Source organism: Streptomyces sp. SolWspMP-5a-2 (genome assembly GCF_900091845.1).
Classification (GTDB): domain Bacteria; phylum Actinomycetota; class Actinomycetes; order Streptomycetales; family Streptomycetaceae; genus Streptomyces; species Streptomyces doudnae.
Map to the genome: position 1 here is coordinate 1 of NZ_FMCI01000351.1, position 12,339 is coordinate 12,339.

General features: G+C 76.8%; 5 protein-coding genes. All 5 read left to right on the plus strand.

Annotated features, from left to right (window positions below; all coding sequences use genetic code 11):
• Nucleotides 1–44 precede the first annotated feature (44 nt).
• The 5 genes from GA0115242_RS34910 (at nucleotide 45) to GA0115242_RS34930 (ending at nucleotide 12,313) form a co-directional block, all read left to right on the plus strand.
• On the plus strand, nucleotides 45–8,246 hold the full coding sequence (locus tag GA0115242_RS34910) for a type I polyketide synthase (RefSeq protein WP_093835669.1): 8,202 nt from the start codon (nucleotides 45–47) through the stop codon (nucleotides 8,244–8,246).
• Nucleotides 8,243–10,171 carry a beta-ketoacyl synthase N-terminal-like domain-containing protein gene (locus GA0115242_RS34915; RefSeq protein ID WP_202556306.1) on the plus strand — a complete coding sequence of 643 codons (1,929 nt, stop codon included), beginning with the start codon at nucleotides 8,243–8,245 and terminating at the stop codon, nucleotides 10,169–10,171. The genes GA0115242_RS34910 and GA0115242_RS34915 overlap by 4 nt, the downstream gene beginning before the upstream one ends.
• A 539-nt stretch (nucleotides 10,172–10,710) precedes the next feature.
• Nucleotides 10,711–10,941, plus strand: coding sequence for an acyl carrier protein (locus tag GA0115242_RS41060; RefSeq protein ID WP_161353434.1), 231 nt, complete (start codon nucleotides 10,711–10,713; stop codon nucleotides 10,939–10,941).
• Nucleotides 10,938–11,792 (plus strand): thioesterase II family protein, encoded by an 855-nt coding sequence (locus GA0115242_RS34925; protein WP_093835671.1) that lies wholly within the window; start codon nucleotides 10,938–10,940, stop codon nucleotides 11,790–11,792. Before GA0115242_RS41060 ends, GA0115242_RS34925 begins: the two co-directional genes overlap by 4 nt.
• Nucleotides 11,789–12,313 (plus strand): flavin reductase family protein, encoded by a 525-nt coding sequence (locus GA0115242_RS34930; protein ID WP_093835672.1) that lies wholly within the window; start codon nucleotides 11,789–11,791, stop codon nucleotides 12,311–12,313. The genes GA0115242_RS34925 and GA0115242_RS34930 overlap by 4 nt, the downstream gene beginning before the upstream one ends.
• Nucleotides 12,314–12,339 lie beyond the last annotated feature (26 nt).

Consider the following 12,339-nt stretch of genomic DNA (forward strand, 5'->3'; position numbering starts at 1 on the left):
CCGCGGGGGAGCGGACGCCGGGGGAGCGGACGGCACCGGGCACGGTGCCCGGGGGCGCGCACGACCCCGGCGCGTCGGTCGGCGCCCTGCCCCGGAAGGTCGTCGACCTGCCCGCCTACCCGTGGCAGCGCCGCCGGTTCGCCCCGCGCGCCCTGCCCGTCGCCCCGGTCGCCGCACCGTCGGGCGACGCGCTGCCGCTCGTCCACGAGGTGACCTGGCAGCGGGCCGACGACGTCCCCGCGGCCGCCGGAGAAGCGCGACCGGTCGTCCTCGCGGGCGACGACACGGACCTGCTCGGCGCGCTGGCCGCGCGGGCCGCCGCCCTCGGCGTGACCGGAACGGTGCTCGCGCCGTCCGCCCCCGATCTCCCCGGCGACTGGCGCCACGCGCCCCTCCCCGCCGACGCGGACGCCTGGGCCGCCACCTGGAACACCGAGTCCCTGGACCCGGACGCCCCGCTGCTCCTGGCCCTGCGCGCCACCGAACTGCCGGGCGCCGGCGCGGAGTCCGACCTCCCGAGCCCCGGACCGGAGGCCGCCGCCCCGCGATCCGGCCAGGGGAGCGGCCTCCCCGGATCCGTCCCGTACGGCGCAGGGCCCGGCCGAGCGGCCGACGCCACGCAGGCAAGTCCGGCGGACCGCAGGGGACTTGATCCGGAGACCGGGGTTGCCGTGACCGGTCCGGCGGCTGGCCTCTCGGGGCCTCGCACCGGCCCGGAAATCGGCGAAGCGGATCCCGCCCCGACCACTGGGGCGCCTGGCCCTGGCCCCGCCCCGATCACTGGGGCGTCCGACCTCGCCCCGACCATCGATCCGCTCGACTCCGCCCCCACCCCGGGCGCAGCCGCCCCCGAACTAGTCACCCCCGGCGCCGAGTTGTGTGCCGCCGTCGCGGCCGCCGTTGCCGGGCTTGCCCGGGAGCGGGGCGGTGCGCGGGTCTTCGCGCTCACCCGGGGCGCCCGCCGTACCCGCCCCGAGGACACCGTGGCCGCCACCGACCACGGACTCCTGCACGGCCTCGCGCCGGTCCTGGGGCTCGAACTCGGCGCGGGCTGGGGCGGTGTCGTCGATCTCCCCGGCGGACCCGCCGGACCGGCCGACGCCGACCTCGACGCCCTGCTGCGCTTCGTCGCGCGGGAGACCGAGGGCGCCCTCGCCCACCGGCCCGCCGAGGACCTGGCCGCCGTCCGCGACGGCGTGACGCTGGTCGCCCGCCTCACCGAGATGGCGGCGCCCGACACCGGCCGGCCGACCGTGCGGCCCGACGCCACCTACCTCGTCACGGGCGGACTCGGCGGCGTGGGACGCGAGTTGACCACCGAGCTGGTCGCCCTGGGCGCGCGCCACCTGCTGCTCGTCGGCCGCCGCCCGGCGGACCGGCTCGACGCCGAGGCGACGGAGCTGCTGCGCCGTCTGGACACCGAGGGCGTGCGGGTCGTCTACCGGCCGGGCGGCTGCGGCACCGCCGCGGCCGTCGCCGCGCTCCGTCACGACCTGCGTGACATGCCTCCCGTGCGCGGGGTGCTGCACGCGGCGGGCACGCTGGAGCGCGTCCCGGCCGCCGATACCGGCACCGCGGGCTTCGCCGACTCGCTGCGCGGCAAGTTCGCGGGCGCCTGGCTGCTCCACCTGGCCTCCCTCGACTGGCCGTTGGACTTCTTCGTCACGGTCTCGTCCGTCTCCGCCGTCTGGGGCACGGACCGGTGCGCCGCCTACGCGGCGGCCAACGGCGGCCTCGACGCCCTCGCGGCCCACCGCGCGGGCCTCGGCCTGCCCGCGTCGAGCATCGCGTACGGTCCCTGGGACCTGGGCGAGTCCGGGATGGCCGACTCGGCCGCGCGGGACGGCTTCGCGCGGCTGGGCGTGGGCGCGCTCGACCCGGCCACCGGCCGCGCCGCGCTCGGCGCCCGCGGCTCCGTCGCCGGACACGTCGTCGTCTGCCCGCTGGACGGCGCCCGGTTCCGCGCGGTCATGGTCCGGTTCCGGGCACGAGGCCTCCTCGACGCCACGGACCGTGCGGACCACCAGGACCGCACCGGCACCGGCGCCGGCGCCACCGTGGCTGCCGTGCCCGCCGTGCCCGCCGTGTCCACCGCGCCCGCCGAACCGTCCGTCGTGGCGGAGTTGGCCGCGCTGCCCGAGCGGGGCAGGCCCGCCGCGGCCCGCGCCCACGTGGCCCGCATCGTCGCCGCCCAACTCGGCTTCGAGGACGCGGAGTCGGTCCGCCACGACGCCGGGTTCTTCGATCTCGGCCTGGACTCCCTGATGGCCGTCGACCTGGTCGACCGGCTCGGCCAGGCCTTCGGGGTCACCCTGCGCGCGGCCGACGTGTTCGACCACCCGAGCGTCACCCGCGTCACGGAGTACCTCCTCACCCTCGACCCCGACCCCGCAACCGACCCCACCGCCGACTCCGATCCCGTTGCCGACCTCGCGCCCGCTCCCGGTCCCGGTCCCGGTCCCACCGACGTCCTCCGACCCGCCCCCGCCGCCGACCCGCCCCCGGACGCCTCCGCCGCCCCCGACCCGCACGAACCGGTCGCCATCGTCGGCATGGCCGGGCGGTTCCCGCAGGCCGACTCCGTCGACGAGCTGTGGGACCTGCTGCGCACCGGCCGCGACGCCGTCGGCCCGGTCCCCGAGGGGCGCTACGACACGGCCGCCTTCCACGGCGACGGTGACGGACCCGGCCGGATCACCACCGACCAGGGCGGCTTCCTCAAGGACGTGTCCCGTTTCGACGCCGCCTTCTTCGGCATCCCCGCCCGCGAGGCGGAGAACCTCGACCCGCAGCAGCGGCTCCTGCTGGAGTCCGCCTGGCACGCCCTGGAGGACGGCGGCCTCGACCCGCACGCCCTGCGCTCCACCCGCACCGGAGTCTTCGTCGGCGTCAGCTACGCCGACTACGCCCGCCTCCTGGCCGCGCCCGGCGCCGACCGGGTCGACGCCTACTACAGCACCGGCACCTCCCTCAACGCGGCCGCCGGACGGCTCGCGTACGTCCTCGGACTGAACGGACCCGCGCTCGCCGTCGACACCGCCTGCTCGTCGTCGCTCGTCGCCCTGCACCTCGCGGTGCGCTCCCTGCGCTCAGGGGAGTCCGACGCGGCGCTGGCCGGGGGCGTCAACGTCATCCTCGACCCGACGGCGTCCGTCGCCGCGAGCCGCGCGCACATGCTCTCCCCGGACGGGCGCTGCCGCTCCTTCTCGGCCGACGCCGACGGGTTCGTGCGGGCCGAGGGCTGCGCCGTCCTCGTCCTGAAGCGGCTGCGCGACGCCCGGCGCGACGGCGACCGGGTGCTCGCGGTGATCCGCGGCACCGCCGTCAACCAGGACGGCGCCTCCTCCGGGCTCACCGCGCCCAGCGGCACCGCCCAGCGCGCCCTGCTCGCCGACGCGCTCGCCGACGCCAGGACCGACGGCCGCCAGGTCTCCTACCTGGAGGCGCACGGCACCGGCACCGCCCTCGGCGATCCCGTCGAACTGGGCGCCGCCTGGCGGGTGTTCGGACCCGGCCGGAAACCCGATGAGCCGCTGCACATCGGGTCGGTCAAGAGCAACATCGGTCACTGCGAGTCGGCCGCGGGGATGGCCGCCGTCGTCAAGACCGTGCTGGCGATGAGACACGATCTCCTCCCGGCCAACCTCCACTTCGCCGCACCCAACCCGCATGTGGACTGGGCCGACATGAACGTCAGGGTCGTGGACACCCCCACACCCTGGCGCTCCGGCACGGCACCGCGCGTCGCGGGCGTCTCCGGATTCGGACTCTCCGGGACCAACGCCCACGTGGTGCTCGCCGACCCACCGGCCGGGGCCCCCGCCGCCACGAGCGACGACCCGGCCGGCACCCCGCATCTCGTCCCGCTGTCGGCGCCCGACGCCCCCGGCCTCGAACGGCTCACCGCCGCCTGGCGGGAGCGGCTGACCGGTGCCGACGACGGCGAACTCCCGGGCCTGGCCGCCACCGCCACCGCGGGCCGCGCCCACTTCCCCCACCGCCGCGCCCTGTTGGGCCGCACCCGGGACGAACTCCTCGCCCGGCTCGCGGACCCGCCCCCGGCCCGCGCGGGCACCGGACGGCCCCGGATCGCCTTCCTCTTCTCCGGACAGGGCAGCCAGCGGTTCGGCATGGGGCGCGAACTCTACGAGAGCGAACCGGTGTTCAGGGACGTCTTCGACCGCTGCGACCGCGAACTCGCCCCCGCGCTCGGCGGCTCCCTCGTCGAACTCGTGCTGTACGGCAGCGATCAGCGGGCCGTGCACGAGACCCGGGTGACGCAGCCCGCCCTCTTCGCCCTGGAGAGCGCGCTGGCCGCGCTCTGGGAGTCCTGGGGCGTCGTCCCGGACGTCGTCATGGGGCACAGCGTCGGTGAGATCACCGCCGCCGTCCACGCGGGCGTCATGGACCTCTCCGCCGGGCTGCGCCTGATCGCCCGCAGGGGCGCCCTGATGCAGGGCACCCGGCGCGGCGCGATGCTCGCCGTCCGCGCCTCCGAGGAACGGCTGCGCACGCTGCTCGGCGGCGCCGCCCTCGACGTCGCCGCCGTCAACACCGCCGACTCCACGGTGGTGGCGGGGACACCCGAGGAGATCGACCGGTTCGCCGCCCGCCTCACCGCGGAGGGGGTGCGCGGCACCCGGCTGACCGTCTCGCACGCCTTCCACTCCCGGCTGCTCGACCCCGTCCTGCCCGAACTCCGCGCCACGGCAGCGGAATTGGACCTGGGCGACCCGCTGACCCCGCTGATCTCCAACCTCACCGGCCGCCTCGCCGAGCCCGGCACCCTGGACGCCGGTTACTGGGTCAGGCACGCCCGCGAACCGGTGCGCTTCCACGACGGCGCCCGCCTGCTCGCCGAGCAGAAGGTGGACGTCTGCCTGGAGATCGGGCCCGACGCCACGCTGGTGAACCTGGTGCGCGCGACGGGGACCGTACCGGCCGCCGGACTGCTGCCGTCCATGCGGCGCGGGAGCACCGAGCACGCGGGCCTGGCCGCGGCCGCCGCGACCCTCTACGAACTGGGCCACGACATCGACTGGGCGGCCCGCCGGGCACCGCGCCGCACCCCCCGGGCCGCCGCACCGCTCTACCCCTTCGCCGCCACCACCTTCTGGCGCGGCACCACGACCGCCGAGCCCGCCCGCCCCGGGACGTCCCCGGCCCCCGGAACGCCCGGTCAGGGCCCCGCGACCGTCCCCGGCGCCCCGCCCTGGGGCACCCCGCTGCGCTCGCCCGCGATCGACGGCCGGGTGTTCGTCACCGAACGCAGCACCGTCTACCCGCCGCACCTCGACGACCACCGCCTCTTCGGGACCGTGCAGGTGGCGGGCGCCTCCCAGACCGCCACGGTGCTCTCCGCGCTGAGCGGGGACGGCGGCGCGGTCGTCCTGGAGGACCTGCACTTCCCGCGCGCCCTGGTCCTGCACGACGACGAGCGGTACGAGATGCAGATCGTCGAGCGGGACGGGACCGCGGGCAACCGCGCGGTGAGCGTGCAGAGCCTCCTCGACCCCGAGACCGGCCGGTGGCAGGAGCACCTGACGGCCCGCCGCCCCGCCGGTGACCCGGTCGGCCACCGCGAGGCGCCCGACCCGCGCGCGTTCGCCGCACGCGCCGAACGCCACCTCGGCGGCGAGGCGTTCTACCGCCACCTGCGGGGCATCGGCTATCTCCTCGGCCCCTCCTTCAGCTGGGTCAAGGACGCCTGGATCCACGGCGACGAGGCCCTCATCCGGTTCGAGCCGCCCGCGCGGATGTCCGAACCGGCCGAGGAGTACGCGATCCACCCCGGGCTCCTCGACTCCTGCCTCCAGAGCTCCGTCTGCTTCGCCGTCCACGACGACGCGGAACCCGCGCACGAGGAGCCCGCCCTGGTGATCCCGTTCGCCGCGGCCCGCGTCGCCTTCCCCGGCGGGTCCGCAGCGGGCCGGTCCCTGTGGGGCCACGTCAGGGCCGACCTGCGCCCGGCGGCGGGCACCGGGTTCCACCAGGTGGAACGGGCCGACCTGCACCTCTTCGACGACAGCGGCGCCACCGTCCTCGCCATGGACGGCTTCCGCTTCCGCCTGGCCTCCCGATCCGTGCTGCGCGCCTCCCTGCGCCGCTCCACCCCGCACACCTGGGACCTGGTGACACGCGAGGTTCCCGACCCCGGCGCGACGACCGTCGACCAGGCGGCGTCCAGGACCGCGGCCGACCCCGGCGCGACGACCGTCGAGCAGGCGGCGTCCAGGACCGCGCCCGACCCCGGCCCGGCGTCCGGCGTCCGTCCGACGTCGAGGACCGTGTCCGACCCCGACCCCGGCCCCGCCCCCGCGTTCGTCGACCGGACGGCGTCCAGGACCGTGGCCGTCGTCGGCGCCGCCACCCCCGCCGGACGCCTCCTCACCCGGGCCCTCGGGGAACGCGGACACCGCGCGGTGCCCACGGACGGCGCGAGCCCCTTCCCCGGCCCCGCGCCGGACCTGGTCCTCGACGCCCGTTTCCTCGCCGCCCCACCGGCCGACCCCCGCGCCGCCACCGAGGCCGTGCTCGCCCTCGCCACCACCCTGCGCGCCGCGCCCGCCGCCGTGCCGTACGCCGTCCTGGCGGGCGCGGGCGTCCCCGAGGCGCCCCTGCGGGAGACCCTGTGGGGACTCGCCGCCTCCCTGGAGGCCGAGCAGCGCGAACGCCGGCTGCTGCGGGTGACCCTGACCGACGGCTGGGACGCCGACCGCCTGCTGCGCACCCTGGAGCGGATCCTCGACGACGGGGCGGTGGAGACCCGCGTCGAGACCGGCCCGGACGGCACCCGCGTAAGCAGGCTCGTCCCCGCCACGGGCACCGGCACCCCGGCGGGCCCCCTCACCGGGGCCGCCCTCGTCACCGGCGGCCTCGGCGGGCTCGGCCTGAGCACCGCCGCGATCCTGGCCCGCAACGGCTGCGCCGACCTCACCCTGATGTCCCGGTCGGATCCGGACGCCGCGGCACGCCGCGCCCTCGACGCGCTCACCGTCTCCGGCACCCGCGTCCGGGTCCTGCGCGGCGACGTCACCGACCCCGGCGACTGCGCCCGCGCCGTCGCCGAGGCCACCGCGGACCAGCCGCTGCGCCGGGTCCTGCACCTGGCCGGGGTCACGGACGACCGCGCCTTCGACCGGGTCGACCGGGCCGCGGCCAAACGGGTCTTCGCCGCGAAGGCGCTCGGCGCGACCATCCTCGCCGAGGCGGTCCGCGGCCACGACCTGGACGCCTTCGTCCTCTTCTCGTCGGCCTCCAGCGTGCTCGGCTCGGCGGGACAGACCGTCTACGCCGCCGCCAACGGCTACCTCAACGGCCTCGCCGAGCGGCTGCGCGCCGAGGGCGTCCCCGCCACCGCCGTCGCCTGGGGACCGTGGACACCGGAGGGCGAGGGCGGGCTGGCCGCCACCGAGGCCGTGCGCCGCGCGACCGCACGGCTGGGCATCGGCGCCCTCACCGACGACACGGCGGAGCCGCTGCTGCTGGCCGCGCTCGCCGCGCGCGAGGCCCGCACGATCGCCGTCGACCTCGCGGCCGACCGCTACACCGCCGCGCTCGACGGCCACCCGCGCGCCCGCCTGCTGGCCGACGCCGCGGGCCCGCCGCGGGACGACCGTCCGGCCGCAGCAGCCCGGCCGCGCGGCTGGTTCGGCGCCCACCTCGGCACCCTGGCACCGGACGACCGCGACGAGGCGCTGGCGGAGTTCGTCCGCGCGACCGCGGGGGAGACCCTCGGCCAGCAGGCCGCCCGGGACGACGACACCACCTTCGGCGACATGGGCCTGGACTCGATCATGGTGATCGACCTGCGCACCCGGCTCTCGCACGCCCTCGGCGTCGACCTCCTGGCGACCGTCGCCCTCGACCACCCCACGGTCCCGCGTCTCACCGCCCACGTCCTCGGCCTGCTGCGCCCCACGCCCACGGACCTCGACGGAGCCCCGCAACCGACCACCGACCGCACGGATCACACAGCCCGAACAGCCCGTACAGACCCCACGGACCACACAGACCGAACAGGCCGGACAGAGCGAACGGGTCCGAGCGGACCGGCGGAACGGGCGGAGCAGCAGGCCCCGGCAGAGCACTCCGTGCCGTCGCAGCCGTCGCAGCCGTCGCAGCCGTCGGAGCCGTCGCGGCCGTCGCGGCCGTCGGAGGCGCCGGACCCGGCGGAGATGTCGTTCGACGAACTCCTGCGGGCCGTCCGCAGCGACGTGTCCCGGGAAGGAGACAGCCAGGCATGAGCGAGGCCATCGACACCGAGGGCGTCCGCGCCCTGATGGAAAACCAGCTCCGGCTCTCCCGGCGGCTGCGCGCCCGGATCGCCGAACTGGAGGACGCGGCCCACGCGCCGGTGGCCGTCGTCGGCATGGGCCTCAGACTGCCGCCCGCCCTCAACACACCAGAGGCGTACTGGGAGTTCCTCACCGGCACCGGCTCCGCCCTGTCCGGCATCCCAGCCGACCGCCCCGGCCTGCGCGCCGTGCACGACCCGACCCCCGGGCGGCCCGGCCGCTCCTACGTCGACCGGGCGGCCTTCCTCACCTCCGTCGCCGACTTCGACGCCGGGTTCTTCGGTGTCTCCCGGCGCGAGGCCCGGCTCCTCGACCCGCAGCAGCGGATGCTCCTGGAGACCAGTTGGGAGGCGCTGGAGCGGGCCGGGATCGCGGTGCGCCGCGCCGACCGGCTGGACGTCGGGATCTACCTCGGCATGATGACGTCCGAGTACAGCGAGCGGAACGAGGACCGCCGCGACACCTCCCGCATCGACCCCTACTACATCACCGGCGGCGGCCTCAGCTTCGGCGCCGGACGCGTCAGCCACCTGCTGGGCTTCTCCGGTCCCGTCATGGGCGTCGAGACGGCCTGCTCCTCGTCCATGACCACCCTCCACCTCGCGGTCCAGGCCCTGCGCCGCCGCGAGTGCCGCTACGCGCTCGCCGCAGGCGCCAACCTGCTGCTCTCCGGCAACCTGATGGTCTCGCTCTGCCAGACCCGGGCCCTGGCACCCGACGGCCGCTCCAAGTCGTTCCTCGCCACCGCCGACGGCTACGGGCGCGGGGAGGGCGTCGGGGTCGTCGCCCTGATGCGCCTGGACGACGCCGAACGCGAGGGCCGTCCCGTCCTCGCCATCGTCCGCGGGACCGCCGTCAATCACGACGGTGCCGCGTCCGGTCTCACCGCCCCCAACGGACCGGCGCAGCGGGAGGTGATCGAGGCGGCGCTGGCCGACGCCAGGACCGCACCGGCCGACGTCGGCTACGTCGAGGCGCACGGCACCGGCACCGTCCTCGGTGACCCGATCGAGATCGGCGCGCTCGACGGCGTCCTCGGGGAGGCGGTGCGCCGCCGTGGCACCCCGCTGAGCATCGGCAGCGTCAAGTCCCGCCTCGGCCACCTGGAGGGCGCCTCCGGCATCGCGTCGGTCATCAAGACCGTGCTGATGCTCGGGCACGGCGTGATCCCGGCCGCCGCCGACCCGGCCGACGGCGACCTCAACCCGCACATCCCCTGGGACCGGCTGGGCTTCACCGTGCCCCGGCGGCCCGCCCCCTGGCCCGAACTGCCGCGCAGGATCGCCGGGATCAACTCCTTCGGCATGAGCGGCACCAACGTCCACGCCGTCCTGGAGGCGTACCGGGCGCCCGCCGCCGAACCCGCGCCCCCGCGCCCGGGACGCCCCGAACTCCTCGTCCTCAGCGCCAAGGACCCCGTCGCCCTCGACCACCTCGCCGACCGGACCGAGGCCCTGCTGCGCGCGACGGACGACACCCGGCTCGCCGGTCTCTGCCACACGCTGCGCGCCGGACGCGCCCCCTTCCCGTACCGGCTGGCCGTCGTCGCGCCCACCGCGCGCGCCCTCGCCGACGGGCTCGCCGAGTACCGCGCCCGCGGCCTGCCGACGACGCCCGCTCCCGTGCCGCCGCGCCGGTTCACCCTGCGCGTCGAGGGCCCGCCCGCCGCCCTGGCCGCCGTCGCCACCGAACTCACCACGGCCCACCCCCTGCTCGGCACCACCCCGACACCACCCGACGGCGTCCCGGCCACATCCGAAGGTGCCCCGGCCGGACCCGAGGGTGACTCGGCCGGGCCTGACAATGCCCCTGGCGCCCCAACCGCCCCCACGGCACTCCCGCCACCCCGGCCGCAACCCTGCGCGCCCTGCTGACCAGGCTCGGCATCCCGACCACACTCGCCGACGACACAAGCCCTGACAGCCAATACAGCCCTGACGCGACCCGCGAACCGACCCGCGAACCGACCCGCGATCCTGACGGCGCCTCGCCCGCACCGACCGACCGCCCCGACCTCGAAGACGCCACCCCCGAACCCACCACCTCCGAACCCACCACCCCCGAACCCGCCCTCGCCCCCACCCCCGCCGTCCGGATCGAGCTGTCCTGGGAGGCGGGCGGTCGGCGCACCACCCTGCCGCTCGCCGGAGACCGGCCCGGGGACGCCCCCGGGCTGCTGGCCGCCGCGCTCGCCGCGCTCTTCACCGCGGGCGCAGACCCGCGCCTGGCCCCGCTCGCCGCACCCGGCACCCGGTTCGCCGCCGACCTGCCCACCTACCCCTTCCGCCCGATCCGGTACTGGATCGACGAACCCCGGGACGCCGCGCGGACCGGCCCCGGCACGGCAGCGGCGACCGGGGTCCCGCTCCCGGACTCGCTCGACCCCGAACCCCTCACCCGGTACCTGCTGGCCGTGCTCGGCGACGTCCTCCAGGCAGACGGCCTCGACCCCGGCCTCTCCTTCCTGGACGTCGGCGGGGACTCCTTCCTCTCCACCCTGTTCATCACCCGCGTCGAGGAGCACTTCGACGTCGGCATGACGGCCGACGAACTCTCCCTTGACCAGCCCCTGCGCGACCTGCTCGGCACCCTCGCCCGGAGCATCGCGGCCACCGCCGGGGCCCGGCAGGAGGTGGGCGCGTGAACACCGCCGCCTTCGTCAGGCCCCGCTCGCTGCCGTCCCCCGACCTGCGCCTGGTCGTCGTCCCGCACGCGGGCGGCTCGGGCGCGGTCTACCACCCCATGACCCGGCGGCTGCCGCCCGCCTGGGACCTGCTCCTGCTCGACCTGCCCGGCCGGGGCAAGCGCCACGACCGGCCGCCGTTCACCGACATGACGGCGCTCGTCGCCCAGGTCACCGAGGACGTGGCCGCCGTCGCCGACGGGACGCCGCTGGCCCTCTTCGGACACAGCTTCGGCGCGGTCGTCGCCGCCGAGACCGCGCGCTCGCTGCAACGGCGCGGCACCGCACCGCTCTGGGTGGGCGTCTCGGGACGGCAGGCGCCCGCCGTCCGCCCCGGTGTCCGCCTCCTCGACCCCGCGCTGTCCGAGGTGGAACTCGCCCGCAGGCTCACCCGACTCGGCGGGATGCCCGACCGGCTCGACGAACTCCCCGAGTTCCGGGCCCGGTTCCTTCAACTGGTCCGGGCCGACCTGCGGGCCCTCGACTCCTACCGGCCCGACCCCGGACGGCCGCCGCTCACCGCCGACCTCACCGTCTTCGCCGCCACCGACGACGCGCTCGCCCCCGCCGCGGGCGCCGCCGCCTGGGCCCCCGAGACCACCGGCGCGTTCCGCCGCCTGACCTTCCCCGGCGGCCACTTCCACTTCCTGGACGACGCCTTCCCCGCCTTCACGGCCGCCCTCGTAGCCGAGATCGAGGAGACCAGGGGACGCGTCGCCGCCTCCCGCGCCACGCCAGCCACGACCACCACGACCACTACGCCAGCCACGACCACCACGTCAGCCACGACCGCGAGGGAGGAGAGCGCATGAGCCCCGGCAGCCCCGCCGACTTCCGCGCCCTGATGGCCGGTTTCCCCACCGGCGTGACCGTCGTCACCACCACCGGCACCGGCGGCGACCCGTGGGGCATGACCCTCACCTCGCTGTGCAGCGTCTCCATGGAGCCGCCCGTGCTGCTCGTGTGCATGCGGCGCGGCAGCCCGACGCTCGACGCGGTCCTGGCCCGCCGCTCCTTCGCGGTGAACCTCCTGCACCGGCGGGCCCGCGCCACCGCCGAACTCTTCGCCTCGGGCGCCCCCGACCGCTTCGACCGGGTGGCCTGGCAGACACCGGACGGAGCCCGCGGCCCCCATCTGACGGACGCCGCGCACACCGTCGCCGACTGCGCGGTCAGCACCGACCAGGTGGTCGGCGACCACGTCGTGATCATGGGCCGGGTCACCCGGGTGACCCGGCTCGTGGAGGAGCGGCACCCGCTCCTGTACGGCCTGCGGCGCTTCGCCACCTGGCCCGACAGCGACGACCAGCTCTCCTACGACTTCATCTCCTGAGACGGCGGCGACCCGTGACCACCCGG

Bases quoted from the DNA above. Each gene is read 5' to 3' on its own strand.
- GA0115242_RS34915 (WP_202556306.1), top strand. From the start codon at position 8,243: ATGAGCGAGGCCATCGACACCGAGGGCGTCCGCGCCCTGATGGAAAAC.
- GA0115242_RS34930 (WP_093835672.1), top strand. From the start codon at position 11,789: ATGAGCCCCGGCAGCCCCGCCGACTTCCGCGCCCTGATGGCCGGTTTC.